The 18471-nt window shown below is 45.2% G+C and carries 17 protein-coding genes; 8 read left to right on the top strand and 9 right to left on the bottom strand.

The window, feature by feature from the left end; genetic code table 11:
• Positions 1 to 215: 215 nt before the first annotated feature.
• The 3 genes from AM279_RS15360 (at position 216) to AM279_RS15350 (ending at position 2404) form a co-directional block, all read left to right on the top strand.
• Positions 216 to 689 carry a hypothetical protein gene (locus AM279_RS15360; RefSeq protein ID WP_054408910.1) on the top strand — a complete coding sequence of 158 codons (474 nt, stop codon included), beginning with the start codon at positions 216 to 218 and terminating at the stop codon, positions 687 to 689.
• A gap of 647 nt (positions 690 to 1336) precedes the next feature.
• Complete coding sequence (locus AM279_RS15355; RefSeq protein WP_054408909.1) at positions 1337 to 1777, top strand: carboxymuconolactone decarboxylase family protein; 441 nt, start codon at positions 1337 to 1339, stop codon at positions 1775 to 1777.
• A 72-nt stretch (positions 1778 to 1849) separates the two neighbouring features.
• Positions 1850 to 2404, top strand: coding sequence for an HD domain-containing protein (locus AM279_RS15350; protein WP_054408908.1), 555 nt, complete (start codon positions 1850 to 1852; stop codon positions 2402 to 2404).
• 210 nt (positions 2405 to 2614) lie between these two features.
• Here the strand turns inward: AM279_RS15350 and AM279_RS15345 are convergent, their stop codons facing one another.
• The 4 genes from AM279_RS15345 to AM279_RS15330 all read right to left on the bottom strand — a co-directional run bounded on the left by AM279_RS15345 (position 2615) and on the right by AM279_RS15330 (position 6789).
• On the bottom strand, positions 2615 to 3640 hold the full coding sequence (locus AM279_RS15345; RefSeq protein WP_054408907.1) for a glycosyltransferase family 9 protein: 1026 nt from the start codon (positions 3638 to 3640) through the stop codon (positions 2615 to 2617).
• 111 nt (positions 3641 to 3751) lie between these two features.
• Positions 3752 to 4309 (bottom strand): DinB family protein, encoded by a 558-nt coding sequence (locus AM279_RS15340; protein WP_054408906.1) that lies wholly within the window; start codon positions 4307 to 4309, stop codon positions 3752 to 3754.
• Positions 4310 to 4496: 187 nt separating this feature from the next.
• Positions 4497 to 4796 (bottom strand): ArsR/SmtB family transcription factor, encoded by a 300-nt coding sequence (locus AM279_RS15335; protein WP_054408905.1) that lies wholly within the window; start codon positions 4794 to 4796, stop codon positions 4497 to 4499.
• Positions 4797 to 4878: 82 nt separating this feature from the next.
• Complete coding sequence (locus AM279_RS15330) at positions 4879 to 6789, bottom strand: M1 family aminopeptidase (RefSeq protein ID WP_054410363.1); 1911 nt, start codon at positions 6787 to 6789, stop codon at positions 4879 to 4881.
• Between the two features lie 195 nt (positions 6790 to 6984).
• Between AM279_RS15330 and AM279_RS15325 the strand changes: the two genes are divergently transcribed.
• From AM279_RS15325 to AM279_RS15310, 4 genes are all read left to right on the top strand, one after another.
• On the top strand, positions 6985 to 8895 hold the full coding sequence (locus AM279_RS15325; RefSeq protein ID WP_143090360.1) for a tetratricopeptide repeat protein: 1911 nt from the start codon (positions 6985 to 6987) through the stop codon (positions 8893 to 8895).
• Positions 8896 to 9345: 450 nt separating this feature from the next.
• Positions 9346 to 10107 carry an exodeoxyribonuclease III gene (locus AM279_RS15320; protein WP_054408903.1) on the top strand — a complete coding sequence of 254 codons (762 nt, stop codon included), beginning with the start codon at positions 9346 to 9348 and terminating at the stop codon, positions 10105 to 10107.
• Positions 10108 to 10165: 58 nt separating this feature from the next.
• Entirely contained in the window at positions 10166 to 11128 is a 963-nt protein-coding gene (locus tag AM279_RS15315) for an OmpA/MotB family protein (protein WP_054408902.1), read from the top strand.
• Between the two features lie 27 nt (positions 11129 to 11155).
• On the top strand, positions 11156 to 12154 hold the full coding sequence (locus AM279_RS15310; protein WP_054408901.1) for an aldo/keto reductase: 999 nt from the start codon (positions 11156 to 11158) through the stop codon (positions 12152 to 12154).
• Positions 12155 to 12249: 95 nt separating this feature from the next.
• Here the strand turns inward: AM279_RS15310 and AM279_RS15305 are convergent, their stop codons facing one another.
• The 3 genes from AM279_RS15305 to AM279_RS15295 form a co-directional block, all read right to left on the bottom strand.
• Positions 12250 to 13413, bottom strand: coding sequence for a T9SS type A sorting domain-containing protein (locus tag AM279_RS15305; RefSeq protein WP_054408900.1), 1164 nt, complete (start codon positions 13411 to 13413; stop codon positions 12250 to 12252).
• A 222-nt stretch (positions 13414 to 13635) separates the two neighbouring features.
• Positions 13636 to 14205 carry a Crp/Fnr family transcriptional regulator gene (locus AM279_RS15300; protein WP_054408899.1) on the bottom strand — a complete coding sequence of 190 codons (570 nt, stop codon included), beginning with the start codon at positions 14203 to 14205 and terminating at the stop codon, positions 13636 to 13638.
• An 8-nt stretch (positions 14206 to 14213) separates the two neighbouring features.
• Complete coding sequence (locus tag AM279_RS15295) at positions 14214 to 15284, bottom strand: hypothetical protein (RefSeq protein ID WP_054408898.1); 1071 nt, start codon at positions 15282 to 15284, stop codon at positions 14214 to 14216.
• Between the two features lie 170 nt (positions 15285 to 15454).
• On the opposite strand from AM279_RS15295, the gene AM279_RS15290 reads away from it, so the two are divergent.
• On the top strand, positions 15455 to 16963 hold the full coding sequence (locus tag AM279_RS15290; protein WP_054408897.1) for a T9SS type A sorting domain-containing protein: 1509 nt from the start codon (positions 15455 to 15457) through the stop codon (positions 16961 to 16963).
• Positions 16964 to 17038: 75 nt separating this feature from the next.
• Here AM279_RS15290 and AM279_RS15285 read toward each other — a convergent pair whose 3' ends face one another.
• Both AM279_RS15285 and AM279_RS15280 read right to left on the bottom strand, forming a co-directional pair.
• Positions 17039 to 17776 (bottom strand): SDR family oxidoreductase, encoded by a 738-nt coding sequence (locus AM279_RS15285; RefSeq protein ID WP_054408896.1) that lies wholly within the window; start codon positions 17774 to 17776, stop codon positions 17039 to 17041.
• A gap of 78 nt (positions 17777 to 17854) precedes the next feature.
• Positions 17855 to 18424, bottom strand: a complete 570-nt coding sequence (locus AM279_RS15280; RefSeq protein WP_054408895.1) for a Crp/Fnr family transcriptional regulator — start codon at positions 18422 to 18424, stop codon at positions 17855 to 17857.
• Between the last annotated feature and the right edge of the window lie 47 nt (positions 18425 to 18471).

Here is an 18471-nt window from a genome sequence, read left to right as displayed (position 1 = left end):
AGTTTAATGGCAGCCCGTGCTAATAAGTGGTTATATCAAACATAGGGTTTTACCTTTTATAAAAAAGGCATTTACCTGGCTTTAATAATTTAAAAATTACTATTTTAGTTTTTACTCAACCTTAAAATACTTGGAGTAAGCTGCACTGTAGTTATTGATGCAGCACAATGGTATATCATAAACTTTGTTAGTATGTTTCCTCAATAGTAATAAATATGAAATATTGCCTTTTTTTATTATCTCTGTTTTTATTTTCAAGTGCCTATTCACAGGTTAAAAATGATTCTCTGCCGCCGGTAAAAAAAGACCTGACAGCGGAAGAATGTAAAATTGCCGCAAAGCGTTATGCCGAAATGACGGACACAGAAACGTATAAACAATTTACCAGTCACACCATAAAAATGGTAAAAATGTTGCATGGCGCAACACCTCCTGACTTGCACATAAGCGACAAAGAAGCTGTTAGAACCTGGCTAACCACCAACATAGCACAAACAGATTTTGCTTCTGTAGACGAAGGTGTTGAGATGATTCATGACCAATATGTATTGATGGAGAAGGTTTATAGTGAAAATGCTGACGTATACACATACATGCGCAGGGCAACACGCAGGCAGTTAGGCCAAATAACTGCTGCCCATAAACAAGATGCCTTTGACCGATTATATGAGGAAAGCGACAAACAGTAAAACAAGATAATTTTAGATACATCCCGCAATACGGTTATTGCGGGATTTTTTATATCATAGTACGAAACCCGGGCTATACGCAGTCCATTCAGGATTGGGTTTTTAAACTATTTCCCATATAAAGCTGCACTGGCTTATTTTTTGACACCAGGGACACCAAGATTTTCACTAAGGGCACAAAGTCTTTAGTGTTATAGGCCACACCCGAGGGCGAAGACCGAACTGACGAAGTAAAGATTTGTGTTGCTTGTAGTTAGGCTACATTTTTTAAAACACAAAGGCACAAAGGACACAAAGCCTTTGACAACCAATAGCTTGTGACCTATAAAAATCTTTGTGTTTTTCCCTTTGTGGACTTGGTGGGCTTTGTGTTTAAAATTATTCTCAAAAACAGGCATTTACCTCACCGCGCCCTACGTCCCGATAGCTATCGGGACCTCCGAGGGAGGGGAATCCTCACTCTGGCGTGAAAAACGGAATCTACTGCATACGCCCCTGTCGAAAAATCTAACCATCCAAAAATCTAAAAATCCTTTCTTAAACCAGTTTAAGAATATTGTGGTGTAGCGAAACGAAATTTGTATCAGACAATTAGAGATAACAAATCAATACATTTTTCAAACTAATAACTTTTAAATTAATACACCATGGAAACCAGATTCAACCTACAGCAAACCCAACCCGAAGCGTTTAAAGCCATGTTTGGCCTTGAAAAATACCTTGGCGGCACGGCGCTTAGCCATACCCACAAGGAGCTTATTAAAATTCGCACCTCTCAAATAAACGCGTGTGCCTACTGTCTTGACATGCACACTAAAGATGCCCTTAAGTATGGCGAAACCCAGCAGCGCATTTTTGTACTGCCCGCCTGGCGCGAAACCACCCTGTTTACGCCTGAGGAACGCGCCATACTGGCCCTGGCCGAAGAGGTTACGCTAATAAGCAACGGCGGTGTTAAAACCGAAACCTACCAAAATGCCGTGGGCATACTGGGCGAAGAATATACTGCACAGGCGCTGATGGCCATAATAACCATAAATGCATGGAACCGTATTGCCATAAGCACCCTGCTACAACCGGGACAGTGATTTTAGAATTTTAAATTGGTTAACTATGGAAGGGCCGCACGCAAGTGTGGCTTTTTCTTTTTACATTAGCGTATGGACTCAATACTGACAGACAAAGTGCAGCTGGCCTGGAACATGGCTTCTGCGGCGCACAACGGCCAGTTTTACACTAATAACGATGGCCTTGAGCTGCCTTACCTGAACCATATAGGCGCGGTTGTTAATGAGGTGTATGCTGTGCTTATGGGCAACCCGGAGGTGTATAATGCCGAGCTGGCACTGCTGTGTGCCATACTGCACGACACGGTTGAAGACACCGCCCTTACGCTAACCGATATAGAAACGGCTTTTGGCACCCCTGTAGCCGATGGTGTGGCGGCACTGACCAAAGACAGCACCATTGCCGATAAGCAGGAGAAAATGGCACACTCTATAACCCGCATATTAGGGCAGCCCCGCGAGGTAGCCATGGTTAAAATGGCCGACCGTATTGTAAACCTGCAACCGCCACCCAAACATTGGCCCATTGAAAAGGTGCAAAGCTACCGTGGCGAAGCAGCTTTTTTATATGAAGCCTTACGCAACCTGTGCCCCACCCTGGCCGAACGGCTTTATAAAAAGATTGAAAACTACAGCCTGTATTGTTAAGGCATGATTGATGATGAACCTCGCTGCAAAGTTACGAATAAAATTTAATATACTAAGAAAATAATCTTAATTATTTTTTTGATACATTTTTGCGCAAAAAAAACCCGGACAAAAAACTTCATCCGGGACTTTATGACTTTCGACTTTTACACTTTTGACTTTAAAATTGAATTTCAAACTCCAAAAGTGAAAAATTAGCCCTTTTTGCAATTATTGTTGTAAGATATTTTTTACGACTTTAATCAGGCCATTGGTGTCTGTTTTGTTTGTGTCAACCGCAATATTTTTTCCGCCATAGGGCCCAAAACGGTTTGGGTCGGTTGGGTTAAAAAGGCCCACGGTGGGCACGCCGCTGGCCGCTGCCAGGTGCATAATGCCGCTGTCAGCCCCTATAAACACTGAGGTACAAGCCATTAGGGCTCCTATTTCGCGCACATCGCGGCTGTAATAGGTAGGCGCTGCAAAGCCTATTTGCGAAACGTTCTCGGCAGGCAATACCTCTACGATATTATATCCTGAAAATTCAGCCATAAGTTGCTCATATACAGGATTCCACCACTCAGGCGGGTAGCATTTACCACCCGTTGCAAAGGTAAAGATGCAGATAGTAGGCTTGTCGTTTTTAACCAGTTCCTGAAGGTCTGATTTACCCTTAACCAACTCATTATCATCAAGTTTAAGGTTTAGTTCAGGCATAGGAACATTGGCATCTATATTAAGGAAATGGCGCAGGTTGTACACCGGATACTTACCAAGATGCAGGTAGTCAGGGTGTTGTGCTGTGATTTCGGCAGGAAGTTCACCAAAAACCTTGTACTTACCGCGGGCTATGCCGGTGCTTAACTTGCCTGATGATGAGCTGGTTGCCACGTTGATTACCAGGTCATAACGGTGTTTCTTAAGGCCTACCCAGCTGCCCAGGTATTTGCCCAGCTGCTTAAAATGCTTCTTGGGCAACGCAAGTACCTGACCTATAGAGGTATAGTTCTTAAAAACAATGGGGCCAAGACCGCCTTTTATAAACAGGTCTACTTTTGCATCGGGGTAAAGGCGTTCAATTTCCTGCACTAATGGCGTGATTAGCAGCAGGTTGCCCAGCCTGTGGTTGGGGCGCGACACTAAGACACGTTTTACCGGGTGGCTTGGGTTAAACGGCTTTTGGTTACTGCCTATGTTTTTGGTAAGGCCATGGGTAATGGCGCGGCGCAATACGTTGATTTTGCTCTTAAATCCCATTGGTTCATTAGTTTACTAAAGGGCAAATGTAGTAAATATGCGGGCTATACGCACAAAAAAATCCCCAATGCAACCATCAGGGATTCAAACGAATAAACTAAAAACGGAAAATTAAAAAGCAAAATTAAGGCTAATCCCGGAGTGGAACGGGTTGTATTTCAGGCGTTTCTTCTCCGGAAAAAGGTTAAGCTGGCCCAGGTGGTAGCTCATGTGGGCAGTGCGTGCCAGTAGTGCCGTTAGCCTGTTGCGGTGAGGTTCGGCGGCAAAGGCGGCCTCGCTCACGGCGGTATGGCGCTCCAGCCACTGTTGCGGCTCAAGGCTGTTAAAGTGCTTGTTTAGAATACCTTGCTGGGTTTCCCACTTTTGGCGCAGCTCTAAAAGCGATGGCATTGCAGCATGGGGGTTATCAGCATTGGTAATAAACTGTTCCTCAAGCTCAGGGAACAGCTTCTGGCCAAAGCCCAACAGCGGCATAAGTACATCATTAGCAGCTATTAAGTGGCCCAGTATGTATATGGGGCGGTTACGGTTAGGGGCTATAGGCTTAAGGTAATCGGCATCGGTATATTTTTCAAAGAAGGCCGTTATGCCTTTAACCTGTGTATGCCAGGCATTTATAAAACCACCTGCAAGCAGGGCATCGGTTTGTGGGGTTAGCTGGGTTTGCATGAGTATTCGTTTTTTGATTGATGATATATATAAATATTTCGATTAATTATAAAACGGCAAAGCCGCAAAATATTGTGTTAGTGCGGTAAAAGCCTGTTAAATTAAGGCTAAACCGCAGGCATAAAATTATTTGATGGAGCAAATGTACAAATTAAATCGAAACATCCAAATATTTCGATTTAAAAAATTAGCTGGCAAAAGGCTGCAGGAAGCTTACATAGGCGTTAAACACCTCTTTGTTAATGGTATACTTGGCATTGCGGCCTTCTTTTTCGGCAATAAGCAAATCAGCATCTACAAGCTGCTTAATATGGTGAGACACTGTACTTTGGGCAAGGTCTATCATTTCCACAAGGTTACTGCACGGCATGCTGCACGTGCCCTTTTGGGCTTTTTCCATCTTCATTATGGCATGCATAATCTTAAGGCGGTAGGGGTCGCCCAAGGCTTTGCTTATCCTCTCTATCTTCTTGTTATCAAGTGTCATTGCGAAACTATTTTGATGCAAATGTATCGATAATTTTAGATATATCAAAATCCTGCACTAAAAGATGATGAAATACTGTACTTTATTGCTTTGTAAATTTCAGGCTAACAACTCCTTGAGCGGTTTTAAGCCTTAAAAAATAAGTGCCCTGCGCAAGGCCGGAAACATTCCACACCGGCTGTGTACCGCCCTGTATTACTTTTTGGCCCAGGTTGTTATATACCTCGCTGTTTAGCAACGTAATACCCTGCGGCAACTGTACATTAAGCAAATCGCTTACCGGATTAGGATATAGCTTTATACTGCTTAACAACTCATTATCAAGAGCATTAAGGGTAGATGTATCATTTGCCGAAATAATATCATAGGTAGCATTAACCTGTACCTCAGCCACTTCAAATGGTACCGACAGTGTAAACGTTTCGCCGTTAACGGTATTATCTACAACAGTATCATACAGTAAGCCGGTTGTTGATATAAACCGCAGTGGCACAAGCCCTTCAAAAAAGCTGACGGACGGGTGAGACTGCGTTTGCGTAAGCGTAACAACAGCCTGAAAATCAGCCGGAAATTCGGCATGCACATGATAAGTTGGGTATCCCTGCCCATACACCCAGTCGGCAAAAAAGCCATCGAGCTCAACCCCTGATTCCGACTCTAAATGTGCCTGGAGATCAGGTGTTTTGGCATAATCAAAAGCGAGGTTCTCGTCGGCCAGGTAGTTGCGCACACCCTGGTAAAACACGTCCTGCCCCAGCTTTTGGCGCAGCATGTGCAATACCATGGCCCCTTTGTTATACGTAAGCCTGCTGCTAAACACACGGCTTACATTAAGTGTATCATTAGCAGGCACATAAACCGATCCCCAGCTTTCAGATGTTATATCCCACACATTGTCTTGCCTCCATTGCTGAAACACAGCGCCACCGTCTAAATGATCTATCACGAGTCCGGAAAGGTAGGTAGCAAAGCCTTCGTTAAGCCATATATCCTGCCATGAGCCGCAGGTTATTTTATCGCCAAACCACTGGTGTGCAAGCTCGTGCGCTATAAGGTTGCGGTAAAAGCCCCCCATAAACGATACGGTAGTGTGCTCCATACCACCGCCAAAACCACACTGTGCATGGCCGTATTTTTCGGTATGATAAGGGTAGGTTTCAAACGTATCTTCAAAAAAGTCCATAATACCGGGGGTTACAGCCAGTTCGGCCTGGCTTTGGGCGGCAGTTTCCGGATACAGGTAATTTACTATAGGGAAGTCATTTGGCGCAGTACCGGCCTGCTGGTTGTAAATCTGGTAGTTAGTAACCGCAATGGCCACGAGATAAGCCGGTATAGGAAACCCATGGTGAAAATGTGTAGTGGTGGTGCCGTCTTCATTTTGCTGTTGCGACTGCTCTACACCGTTGCTTACGCCCACATACTGGCTGGGGGCGGTAACATATATATCTATGCTGTCTATTTTATCGTTAAGGTCCTGTTTGCAGGGCCACCACTCTTTTGCGCCATACGGTTCAGATAATGTCCAGAGCACGGGTATGCCGTTGTGCTGGTCTGCCACAAATGAGTCTTCATCATCAAACGGGGCACCGTTGTAATTAACTGTTATTGTGGCCTCTGCCCCTGCAGCAACAGTAGTGGGCAGGGTTATAACCAGCTCGTTATTACCACTGCTAAAAGACAGGTTGTTGCCATTTTGGGTAACCGATGTAGCGGTCAGATTGCTGCTCATATCAAAGGTAATGGCCCCCATGTTTTCGAGTGCGGTAAAAGTGGTGGTAACGCTGCCGGTAATGTATTGTACAGCAGGGTCTACTGTAAACTCAAGTGTATGATGGGTAACGTTATAATTGCCTGTATTTTCGTTGGCCGTAAAATTAGCAATGTTGTAGGCCGATTTCATTTCGGCTTCCACCAGCCTGTCAAAAGCAGCCTGCTGGCCAAAAGCAGTAGTTACTGATAACAGCAACAGGGCACGTAAAGTATTCTTCATCAGGGCAAAAGTTTTTTCAAAGATAGCCATAAACACCTTTTGTGCAGAATGAAATTTTGTATTGAATTATTCTTAGGTTTTTCGTGGTTTTGTTGTTTTTTAGATAAATATTTACAAAATGAATTAACAGGAAATTTTTGTTTATATTTGTAATATCCACATCTACAGCTAAATAATTACAAACCGCTTTAGTTTATGCAGTATTTCACCAGGAATACCTATCTGATTTTTGCACTCCTCTTATTGTTTTTGCATCCCGTAGCAGGTTTTTCGCAAACCACCCGGGCAGATTCGTTATTGGCTAAACTCCAGAAGTTTGAGAAAGAAAAAAAGTCCATGGGCAGGAGTTTCCCTAAAATGCGCGATACCCTTAAGGCTGATATGCTGAGCAGCCTTGCCATATACTACAGCCACAATAACCCCCAAAAAGCACTGGCTTATACCAATGAGCAAATGGCTCTTTCTGAAAAGATTGGCTATAAATTTGGCATTGCCAATGCATGCGAAATGCTGGCATTTGTAAACGAATATGAGGGCCGTTATGAAAAAGCGCTGGAGCAGCTCATCCGCGCACGGGGGCTATATATGGAAATAGGCAGCAAGGGCCACGCCATAAATGTAGACAACGGTATTGGGGTGCAATATGCCAAGCAGGGCATTTATAGCGAGGCGCTTAAATATCTTTTCAGGGCGCTGGCTGAATCTAAAAAAGAAAACGACTACTGGGGTATTATGAGCACCTGCAACAACATAGGCCTGGTATATACCAAGCATAAAGACTATGACCGTGCCCTGAAGTACTACCTGGAGTCGCTCACTATACAGCTTAAACATAAAGAAAACCGCGCCATACCCTACACATACATGAATATGGGCGAGATTTACGGGCGCAAGAAAATGAACGACCTGAGCAGCAAATACTTTAAGCTGGGCATAGAAAGCGCTAAAGTGGCAGGAGACAGTATTGCCCTGGCTAACAACTACTGCGGCCTGGGAATTTTACGCATAAAGCAACAGCAATATACTGATGCCGAAGCACTTTTACTAAAAGCCAAGGGCATTATGGAAGGCGTGGGAGACCGCGGCGGGCTGTTTACCGTATACCTCTCGTTAGCCGATGTAGAGGCTAAAAAGGGCAATAGCCAAACGGCGCTGGCCTACAACAACCATGCGCTGGAAATTGTAAAGCAATCGGGTGAGCTGGATATGTACCGCCAGGTGTACAACCAGTTTTCTGAAATATATGCCGGTATGGGCAACTACAAGGCGGCTTATGATAACCATGTATTATACAAAAAGTTTAACGACTCGCTTTTTAATGCCGAAAACCAGCAAAAACTAACCGAACAGCGCATGAACTTTGAGTTTAAGGCCGTTCAGGATAAAAAAGACCATGAGGCAAGAGCAGCCCTTGAACGCCAAAAAACCATACGCAATGCCACAGCAGGCGGGGTAGTGGTTGCAGCGCTTTCCGGCTTTATATTCCTGATGCGACGCCAGCACAGGAGCAACGCCAAAAAACTAAAGGCCTACAACAAACTACAGGATAAGCTGGCTCGAAAAAACCTGGAGGCACAAGCCCTTCAGGTAGAAAAAGAAAACATAGAGCTCAAAAATAACCTTATGCTGAAAGAAAAGGAACAAGAGCTGCTTGAAAAAGAAACCCTTCAGGAAAAGCTGGACTTTAACCGCCGCGAGCTGGCATCGGCCACGCTGTACCTGTACCAGAAAAACGAACTGCTTTCGGCCCTTAAGGCAGAGATTGATGCCGTATCCCAGGGCGATGCATCGCCACAGCAAATAAGCCGCATTAAAAGCACCATACAGCAAAACCTGTATATGGATGCCGACTGGGATAAATTTAAACTGCACTTTGAGCAGGTGCACCCTGATTTCTTTAAAGAGCTTACCGAAAAACACCCCGGGCTTACGGCTTATGAGGTGCGCCTGTGTGCCTATTTACACCTTAAGCTTTCTACCAAAGAAATAGCCGCACTGCTAAACATTACCCCTGCAAGTGTTACCAAAGCCAAGGTGCGCCTTAACAAAAAGCTTAACCGCACCGATGTTGAGGAAACCGAACCCGAAATGGTTAAAATGGACTGATGTCCTCCTGCCTTCAAACTATACAATTCCTATACTAAAAGCCGTTTTTAGCGTAACCCTTTTGTTTTAAAGGGGTTGAGTTTACTGGCCTATCTGCACTTTTTTACAGGTGTCCCTACTTTGTCCCTACCTGTTTTTAGGCTGCAAGGCATAAATTAACGTGCTTTGTGGGTATAAACCTATTTTAGTAATTGTTTATAAGGGGGTATTTACAGCAGGCATCTACCGGGCTTGTGCAAAGGGGGACATTTTACACAGCCCCGCCGCTTAAATACTCCTGACAACGCGGGGACTGTTTACAAAAAACCGCAATCACAGTAAAACGGTTCATTCTAACGGAATCGTTTTTTATCTATTTTTTTGAGCTCCCGTTCCGGCGGGGGCTTTTTTATTGATTTGATTTTTAGGTAACCTTCATTTTGGTTATTTTTGAGAACCTAAAAATAAATCATGAAAATTATTTCATACAATGTAAACGGCATACGCGCCGCATTTAACAAAGGCTTTATAGAATGGCTAAAACAGGCCAACCCAGATATTATTTGCCTGCAGGAAACCAAGGCCACGTTTGAGCAGGTAGCCACAGATATGATTGAGGAGGCAGGCTATCCCTACCACTACTGGTTTTCGGCACAAAAAAAAGGCTACAGCGGTGTGGCTATATTCAGTAAACATAAGCCCAACCACGTGGCCTATGGCACCGGTATAGACCACATGGATTTTGAGGGCCGAAACATCCGCCTGGATTTTGATACCTTTAGCGTTATGAGCCTGTACCTGCCATCAGGAACAAATATAGAGCGCCATACCTACAAGTTTCAGTATATGGCCGAGTTTACCCAATATATTGCCGAACTGAGGAAAGAAATACCCAACCTCATAGTCTGTGGCGACTTTAACATTTGCCACGAAGCCATTGATATCTGGGACCCGGTGCGCAACGCAAAGGTTTCGGGCTTTTTGCCAAACGAAAGGCTGTGGATAACCGAGTTTATGCAGGCGGGCTTTATAGACAGTTTCCGCCACTTTAATAAAGAGCCCCATAACTATACCTGGTGGAGCAATTTTGCCAATGCCCGCGGCAATAACAAAGGCTGGCGTATAGATTATGCCATGGTTAGCGAACCCATGCGCGACCGCCTTACCCGTGCGCTTATACTGCCCGAAGCCAAACACAGCGACCACTGCCCTATTGTGGTAGAATTTGACTAAGACATTTTTTTAAGGCAAGGTTATTGCGGTAACCTGCTAACCAATAAAACGACTACCTATGAGGATTAAAAACATTTCTGCCGGTGTGCTTGCCCTGGCGCTTACCACAAGCTGCGTAAGCAAAAAGGTGTACACCGACCTTGAAAACAAATATGCCGGCCTGAAAAAGGAAAACCGCCAGTTGAGCGATGAAAACACGGCACTTACCAAAGAGAAGAACGCACTCGACCTGAAATCGAAAGACCTGCAAACACAGCTGGATAAGCTTAAGGCAGAACGCGATAAACTGGCTACTGACTATGCCGCTACCAAAAACAGCCTTGATGCACTAAAAACCAGCTATTCTGCACTTGAAAAAGACAGCAGTGCCGCGCTGGACAGCAACGTAAAAAAGAACCGCGAACTGCTTGCCCAGCTTGAAGCCAAGGAAAAAGCCCTGGCAGCCGAGCAGGAAAGGCTAAACAAGCTTAGCGCTGAACTTAAAGAACGCAGTGCCCGTGTAGACGAGCTTGAGGGCATTATGTCTGCACAGCAGCAAAACCTTCAGGCGCTTAAAGATAAGCTTAGCAAGGCGCTTAACAGCTTTGAGGGCAAAGGCCTTACCGTAGAGCAGAAGAACGGAAAGGTTTACGTTTCTATGGAAAACAAGCTACTGTTTGGCTCCGGAAGCTGGGTTGTAGGGCCTGAAGGTAAAAAAGCCGTGGTAGAAGTAGGTAAGGTACTTGCAGACAACCCTGATATTACCGTACTTATTGAAGGCCATACCGATAATGTGCCCTACCAGGGTGGTGGGCAGATAAACAACAACTGGGACCTTTCTACCAAGCGTGCCACAGCTATTGTAAATATTATTCAGGAAAATAAGGGTGTTGACCCCAAAAACCTTACCGCCGCCGGGCGCAGCGAATATTCGCCTATTGCAGATAATGCAACAGCCGAAGGCAAGGGCAAAAACCGCAGGATAGAAATTATCCTTACGCCTAAGCTTGACGAAATCAGTAAGCTGCTTAACGAGCTGTAATTACAAATACATCTAACTAAAATTACTATGGAATACAGAAAAATTGGCAACTCAGACCTTGAACTATCCGTTATTACTTTTGGCGCCTGGGCAGCAGGCGGCTGGATGTGGGGCGGTACAGAGCGCAAGGATGCTGTAGCGGCCATTCGCAAATCATATGACGAAGGCGTTACCAGTATAGACACCGCACCCATTTACGGGCAGGGCGACAGCGAGGAGATTGTGGCCGAGGCCATTGCCCCGTTTAGCCGCGATAAAGTGCAGATTATAACCAAATTCGGCATGCGCTGGGATCTTGCCAGGGGCGATTTTGGCTTTAAGAGCAAGAACAACCAGGGCCAGGATATAGACATTTACAAATATGCCGGGCGCGAAAGCATTATAAAAGAATGCGAAGACAGCCTGCGCCGCCTGAAAACGGATTATATTGACCTGTACCAGATTCACTGGCCGGAGAGCACTACGCCCATCCAGGAGACGTTTGAAACCGTTGCCGAGCTGATTAAGCAGGGCAAGGTGCGCCATGCAGGTGTGTGCAACTACAGCGCCGCACAGGTGCAGGAAGCCAATAAATATGCCACTATTTTGAGCGACCAGGTGCCTTACAGCATGGTGAAGCGCGATATAGAAAAAGAGCTGGTGCCGTATGTGCTTGATGCCGGTAAGTCTATTTTGGCATACAGCCCGCTGGAGCGCGGCCTTTTAAGTGGCAAAATGCAGCCGGGCCACAAATTTGAAGAGGGCGACCACCGTGCCAACATTTATTTCTATAAAGATGAAAACCTGAAGCGTACCGCTGCATTTTTAGACAAGCTTCGCCCTATGGCAGCTGAAAAAGGCGCTACGCTATCGCAGCTTGTTTTACGCTGGACGGTAGAGCAACCGGGTATTACCATTGCCCTTGCCGGTGCACGAAATGCAGAACAATCTGTACAAAACGCTAAAGCCATTAATGTAAAGCTGAGTAAAGACGAGATTGGGTTTATCAACACCGCACTTGCTGAGCTGGAGTTGGTAAAATCTTAAAGCTACTTAGTTGCTGAGCAACTTAGCTTCTTAGCGAAAAAATACAAAATCCCGGAGTGTATTGATGCTCCGGGATTTTTATTGTTACGCACAAACTACTTTATAACCAGCCTGCCGGTGGTTGTACCGTGGTTATGGCTCACTTTATAAATGTAAACCCCGGCGCTAATTCCTGAAATATCAATAGTATTACCGGCCAGTTTTTCAGAATCAATAGTCAACACCTGTTGCCCTGTAATAGAAAGTAATTCAAAACCGTTAATAGCTGCCTGCCCAAAATCAACAGAAACAACATCAACAGCCGGGTTAGGATATATTTTCAGCACCTGCATTTCCTGTTGGCCTAAAAATGCTGTAGGCTCATCACATTCCCAGTATACATCGGCACTGCCGTTTCCTGTATAGCTGTTTTGCCCAATGGTTGTATTGGTTACCGCATAAGTACAGTTCCTTATGCGTATGCCGTTTTGGCTGCTGTTGTTAATGGTATTATTGGTAATAACGCAGCCGTCTTCTCCACCCACATTATTCTGAAAGGTAATACCATGCAGGTTGTGGGTATCGTTAATGGTGCAGTACTGTATGGTAGCATTGTTTACATCATCTATACCTATACCGCCCACGCCGCGGGTACTCACGTTATTTTCGTTAAACAACGAGTTGGTAACCACACAATTGTGGCTGCCCAAATCAATGGTAAGGCCTTCACCATGGTTTAAAAAGCAGTCGGCTCCGGTTATGGTTGTACCGGGGCTGCTGTGCTGCGATATACCCACCCAGCTGTTGTGGTGCGATTTTACATCGGTAAGTACATTATCTTCTGCGCCTTCAAGCAATATGCCCGCACGCCAGCTGCCGGGGCCGTTAGCGCTGTTATTTCCACAATCTGAAACATTTACGTTTATCAGGCTGTTGCTGTTGCTAAACACCATAATGCCGGGGCCGCCCTGGTCCTGCCCCAACAGGCGGAAATCTTTTAGCGTACAGCCGTTAACACCATTGGGTATTACTATGGCCGCAACATCGGCCGCTGCGCCGTTTGTTTTCTGGATTATGGTGCCCATGCCCACACCTTGTAGTGTTATTTGCTTGTTGAGCGTAATAGTAGACGACACAAAGTAAGTACCGGCCTGAAGGTTAAGTGTTTCACCCGGGGCAGCACTGTTTATAGCCGCCTGGAGGTTGTTAGTGCCCGGTGGCACATCTACAGCAAAGGCACTAAAGCCCATGCTAAGCATTAAAAGGGTAATTTTTTTCATATAAGGAATGGTTTAGTTAGCGGATGCAGTTAGCCCAAACAGGCAACTACAACGTTTTCAAAGATAGGATGAAACCAAAACCGGGGTGTGCAAAAACGTTTCAATAACTGTTCAAAATGTGCCAGGGTATTTTTTGAACAGATTGGTAGAATAGTAAGATTGTTTGATTATTAGATGGTTCGATTTTTCGACTGTCAGATGTGCTCTTATCTGTTAATCAAATTATCGCCTGTTGCGTATTTCGCTAAGGTATTCGGGTGTAAAGCCCAGGAATGAAGCCAGAAGATACTGTGGCACACGCTGTACAAACTGAGGGTATTGTTTAGCAAACTGATGGTACAGCTCTTCGCGGCTAAGGCCATACAGGTAGCGGATGCGCTGCTGCGATGCGCCATAGCCTTTTTGATATATAAGCCTGAAGTATTTTTCAAGATACGGATAATTATCCAGCAGCTTTTCATGCTGCGTATGGCTCAGGGCAAGGGCTTCTGTTTTTTCAACCGCCTGTATGTAAAATACAGCAGGGCGTGGCCCGCCAAAGGCAAGGAAATCACTCATCCACCAGTTTTCAAGGGCAAATTGTGTGGTTTGCTCTCCTCCTTTTTCGTTAATAAAAAACAGGCGCAGGCAACCGCTTACAACAAAGTAGCTGTGGTTGCAATGCTGGCCTTCTTCCAGCAGGTTTTGTTTTTTAGAAAGTGTTACGGTTTCAAAATACGACAGTATACCCGCCACATCTTCATCGGGCACGGCAACATACCGGCGTATATGGTTAATAATGAGGTGTGTCATAACCTTAATTACAGTTTTAAAGCCCTTGAGCAGATGCTTTCATATTCCTGCAAGGTAAGAATGTTTGCGGTTTTCAGGAAATCATTATAATCATACCCGCCATGAAAAAACTCAAAGCCCTTAACCGGGTCTTGTGTGGTGGTGCCATTGCTGTTATTTATAAACCGGGTTTTAGTGGCAGTGCCGTTTTGTTTTACCCGGGTTACATAGCTTCCGCCTTCAATCGGCTCGCGTATGGTTGCTTCCTGAAGCTGCCCTAAAGAGTACCCTATTTCAATAGTACGGCCGGGCTGGGTTATTGCTATGCTACCCACACGCCCGCCAGATGCGCACACTTTAAGGCTAATGCTGCCGTTGCCTGCATATTCGCAATATTCAAAATAATCTTCGTGCTTAACTTCAAATACCTGCTGCGACCTTTTGTATAGTTTTGAATGTGTAAGCCCACCTTCTGCATCCCACAAAAAACGCGTGGTTTCAGACCAGTACTGCCTTAGCCTGCCGTTTGCATAATACTTGTATGCCATAACTGTCCCGCGGTGCATTGCATAAAGCGTGTCATTTTTAAGAACCACTCCATTGGCCGGCTCTGCTGCAAGGGTATCGCCTAAAAACTCTGGCATACCGTTATGGTATTCTAACCTAAATAGTTCCTTGCCGCCTTCATAATAGTGCTGGCTGCTTATTTCAAAATACTTTTCATACACAACCTTTTTAGCCAAAGAGCCGTCTTCATTACATTCTTCTTCGGCTACTGAATTAAACATACCGTCAAAATACTTTTTTGTAATCCGGGTGCCGTAGGTTTCCATTACATAGCCACTGGGTGTTTTATAAAGCCGCGAAAGCAGCCCTCCCTGCTTGTCATAACACATACGCCCGGTAACAACACCCGCTTCTACAACCGTATAACAATCGCCTTTTTTTACAGTGCCCTGTATTACTCCATCATCCATATTTTTAAAAATCAACCTGTTATGCACCGTGTCCCTTACCTGGTAATAATGTGTAAGCTTCAGGGTATCGTTCTGGGCATAGAGCGTGTTGATAAAAAGCAGGATGAGGAGCAGTCTTTTCATTCAGGAGGTTTTACACAAAGTAACAAAAAAGACTCAATATATGGCACCTGATATAAAATACTGTTGCACACCAAAATACAATTTTTAAATATTTATAATTATAAATATTATATTCATAATTTATGTAACTTTAATTAGCTTTTTGACAATTAACAAACACCTCAAACAACATGAAAACAATTACCTTATTAATTGCCTGCGCCCTAACCTGGGGCAAAATAATGGCGCAAACACCGGTTATAGAATGGAAACATTCTTATGGTGGTTCCGGCCACGACGGCCTGGCTGCAATAGAGCCCCTGCCAGAGGGAGGATATATTGTAGCCGGATATACCGATTCGACAGACGGCACTGTTACAGAGCCCATAGTGGGCATGCAGGATGCCTGGCTGCTTAAAACAGATAATACCGGTGCCATACTCTGGCAAAAAACTATAGGCGGGCTATATGCCGATATGCCTAATGACATTGCCCTTACACCCGATGGCGGCTTTGTAATTGCCGGTACCAACAACAACCCGGGCAGCTCTCACGGTTATGATTTTCTTATCATGAAAACCGATAGCGAAGGGACACTTGAATGGCAACAGATTTTAGGCGGTACAGGCTTTGATGTTGCCCACAGCATACACCCTACTGCCGATGGCGGCTACATGGTGGCAGGCGAAAGTACCTCTAACGACGGCGATGCAATAGCAGGCAAAGGCATGTCTGACTTTTGGGTGCTCAAATTAACAAGCGAGGGCACTATAGAATGGCAAAAAAAGCTGGGCGGCAGCCTTAATGACGGTGCCTGGGCCATGCAGCCTACATCAGATGGTGGCTGGGTAGTGGCCGGCATGACAGAATCTAACAACCTTGATGTTACCGGTAACCACGGTATGGGCGATTACTGGCTGGTAAAGCTTAATGCCAGCGGCAATATACAATGGCAAAAAACCTATGGCGGCACCAGTATAGACTATGGTATTGTAATGGCAGCGGCACCTGATGGCGGATACCTGCTTTCGGGTTTTGCTTTTTCTAATGATGGCGATGTTAGCGGCAACCACGGGGCCGGCGATATGTGGGTGGTTAAAACCAGCGCCACAGGAGCTGTAGAATGGCAAAAGTGCCTGGGCGGTATAAGTAACGAAGTAGCTTATGATGTAGTTGTGACACAAGACGGCGGTTATCTTTTGGGCGGTTATGCCATGTCTGCCGATGGCGACCTGACCGCTAACCAGGGTAATGCGGATTGCTGGGTGGTAAAACTGGATGCTACCGGCACACTGCTGTGGCAAAAAAGCCTGGGTGGCTCTAACCTTGATTATGTAAAAGGCCTGCGCGAAACAGCCGACGGTATGTGCATTATGGCCGGAAACAGTATATCTGGCGATGGCGACGTAGACAGTAACCTGGGGAACGAAGATTTTTGGATTGTAAAACTGGGCGAAGAAGTAACGGGTATAAATACACCTTTATTTAAAAACCTGGTGGCATACCCTAATCCGGCTGCTGACGTACTTAGTTTTTCTGAAAATACAGATATCATAACAGTATTTACACCCGATGGCAAAGCGGTTTTAAACAGTGCAAACACGCAAAGCATTAACATAAGCCACCTTGCAACCGGTATGTATTTTGCAGAAGCGCAAATAAACGGTGTTACGCAACGCCTCTCTTTTGCAAAGCAATAGAAATTGCTATAAAACATAAAAAGCAGTACTTAGGTACTGCTTTTTATGTTTAAGCTGCTTTGAATTCCAACTATACTACCAAGGGCTGATTTTACTGTCGTCTTTAATATCGGGGCTGAAAAACTTGCCGGTTGGGGCATCAGCCAGGGTATCAGTATGTGTAATAATGAATGATGCGGCATCGTGCACGCTGCCCGGCCCCTGATGGTGGTTAAAGTCGGTTGCCGTGTAGCCCGGGTCTATGGCGTTTACCTTAAACGGAAGGTCTCGCAATTCATAATTAAGGGCGATGGTGTACATATTAAGGGCGGCCTTACTGGTAATGTAAGCAGTAGCTTTAAATGGATAATACGGCCACTCGGGGTTGCTGTGCAGCGTGAGCGACCCAAGGCCCGATGTAATATTGCTAATGCGTGGCATGGCACTCTTTTTAAGCAGTGGCAGGAATGCCTGTGTAACCTGTATTATACCAAACAGGTTGGTTTCAAACACGTCTTTAATCATGTTTACATCGGCTTCGGTTGCCGTTTGCGGAATGCTACCCAGTATGCCCGCGTTGTTTATAAGGATGTCAAGACTGCCTTTTTCCTGTTCTACAACTTCAGCTGCTGCCGATATAGTGCCGGGGTTGGTAACATCAAGTTCAATGGCTTTCAGGTTAGCCAGGCCTTGTGCTTTAAGCTGGTTTACCACTTCTTCGCCTTTGGCAAGGTTGCGGCTTCCTATGTAAATAAAATAGCCTTTTGCGGCAAGCTGTTTGGCAATTTCAAGGCCTATACTGCGGTTTGCACCGGTAATGAGTACGGTTTTCATTATATACTGTTTTGTGGTTTAACAGTACAAAGTTCGGGTAGCGCCACCACGTAACTTTTGCCATATGGCAAAAAGCGATTAGCTAAGCCCCTTTCTTATACGGCTTAATGAAGACTGCGTTATGCCCAGGTAACTGGCCAGTTGCGACAGCGGTATGCGGTTTATAAGCCCCGGGTATTTTTCCATAAACGAAAGGTAACGCGTAGTGGCATCTTCGCTTACCAGCGGGGTGCGGCGCTCAATTTTTTGTTGCAGTGCCCGCTGGGTTATTTTAAACATAATGATTTCAAACCCAACAATGGTTTGCATAAGGTATTGCCAGTTGGCATAGCTAAAGGTAATTATGGTACAGTCGGTTACGGCCTCTACATATTCTGATGCCGGCACGCGGTTTTCAAAGCTCACCAGGTCTACCAGCAGGTTGTTTTCGTCTATAAAGTATCGGGTAATTTCTTCGCCCTTGTTGTTGTAAAAGCATACGCGCATAATGCCTTCCAGTATAAAGCCCACGGTGTTGGCCACCTTACCGGCTTCGCTCAGGTAGTCGCCTTTTTTAAAATGGGTTAGCTGTGCTTTTTGTGTAATAAGCTCCTGCTGCTGCGGGTTAAGGCTGCCAAATTGCAGGAAAAAGTTCATGAGTTGTTCCATGCCTTAAAGGTAGGGGTTATTGGGTTTACGTAATTTGCCATATGGCA

Origin of the sequence: Flavobacterium akiainvivens (genome assembly GCF_001278115.1) — a bacterium.
Classification (GTDB): domain Bacteria; phylum Bacteroidota; class Bacteroidia; order Flavobacteriales; family Flavobacteriaceae; genus Flavobacterium; species Flavobacterium akiainvivens.
This window is presented reverse-complemented; position numbering and strand designations above follow the sequence as displayed.

What these genes read in the sequence shown, in the direction of transcription:
- AM279_RS15290 (WP_054408897.1), top strand. Translation starts at nt 15,455, where the DNA reads ATGAAAACAATTACCTTATTAATTGCCTGCGCCCTAACCTGGGGCAAA.
- AM279_RS15285 (WP_054408896.1), bottom strand. Translation starts at nt 17,776, where the DNA reads ATGAAAACCGTACTCATTACCGGTGCAAACCGCAGTATAGGCCTTGAA.
- AM279_RS15355 (WP_054408909.1), top strand. Translation starts at nt 1,337, where the DNA reads ATGGAAACCAGATTCAACCTACAGCAAACCCAACCCGAAGCGTTTAAA.
- AM279_RS15350 (WP_054408908.1), top strand. Translation starts at nt 1,850, where the DNA reads ATGGACTCAATACTGACAGACAAAGTGCAGCTGGCCTGGAACATGGCT.
- AM279_RS15360 (WP_054408910.1), top strand. Translation starts at nt 216, where the DNA reads ATGAAATATTGCCTTTTTTTATTATCTCTGTTTTTATTTTCAAGTGCC.
- AM279_RS15320 (WP_054408903.1), top strand. Translation starts at nt 9,346, where the DNA reads ATGAAAATTATTTCATACAATGTAAACGGCATACGCGCCGCATTTAAC.
- AM279_RS15300 (WP_054408899.1), bottom strand. Translation starts at nt 14,205, where the DNA reads ATGACACACCTCATTATTAACCATATACGCCGGTATGTTGCCGTGCCC.
- AM279_RS15345 (WP_054408907.1), bottom strand. Translation starts at nt 3,640, where the DNA reads ATGGGATTTAAGAGCAAAATCAACGTATTGCGCCGCGCCATTACCCAT.
- AM279_RS15295 (WP_054408898.1), bottom strand. Translation starts at nt 15,284, where the DNA reads ATGAAAAGACTGCTCCTCATCCTGCTTTTTATCAACACGCTCTATGCC.
- AM279_RS15330 (WP_054410363.1), bottom strand. Translation starts at nt 6,789, where the DNA reads ATGAAGAATACTTTACGTGCCCTGTTGCTGTTATCAGTAACTACTGCT.
- AM279_RS15305 (WP_054408900.1), bottom strand. Translation starts at nt 13,413, where the DNA reads ATGAAAAAAATTACCCTTTTAATGCTTAGCATGGGCTTTAGTGCCTTT.
- AM279_RS15335 (WP_054408905.1), bottom strand. Translation starts at nt 4,796, where the DNA reads ATGACACTTGATAACAAGAAGATAGAGAGGATAAGCAAAGCCTTGGGC.
- AM279_RS15325 (WP_143090360.1), top strand. Translation starts at nt 6,985, where the DNA reads ATGCAGTATTTCACCAGGAATACCTATCTGATTTTTGCACTCCTCTTA.
- AM279_RS15340 (WP_054408906.1), bottom strand. Translation starts at nt 4,309, where the DNA reads ATGCAAACCCAGCTAACCCCACAAACCGATGCCCTGCTTGCAGGTGGT.
- AM279_RS15315 (WP_054408902.1), top strand. Translation starts at nt 10,166, where the DNA reads ATGAGGATTAAAAACATTTCTGCCGGTGTGCTTGCCCTGGCGCTTACC.
- AM279_RS15310 (WP_054408901.1), top strand. Translation starts at nt 11,156, where the DNA reads ATGGAATACAGAAAAATTGGCAACTCAGACCTTGAACTATCCGTTATT.
- AM279_RS15280 (WP_054408895.1), bottom strand. Translation starts at nt 18,424, where the DNA reads ATGGAACAACTCATGAACTTTTTCCTGCAATTTGGCAGCCTTAACCCG.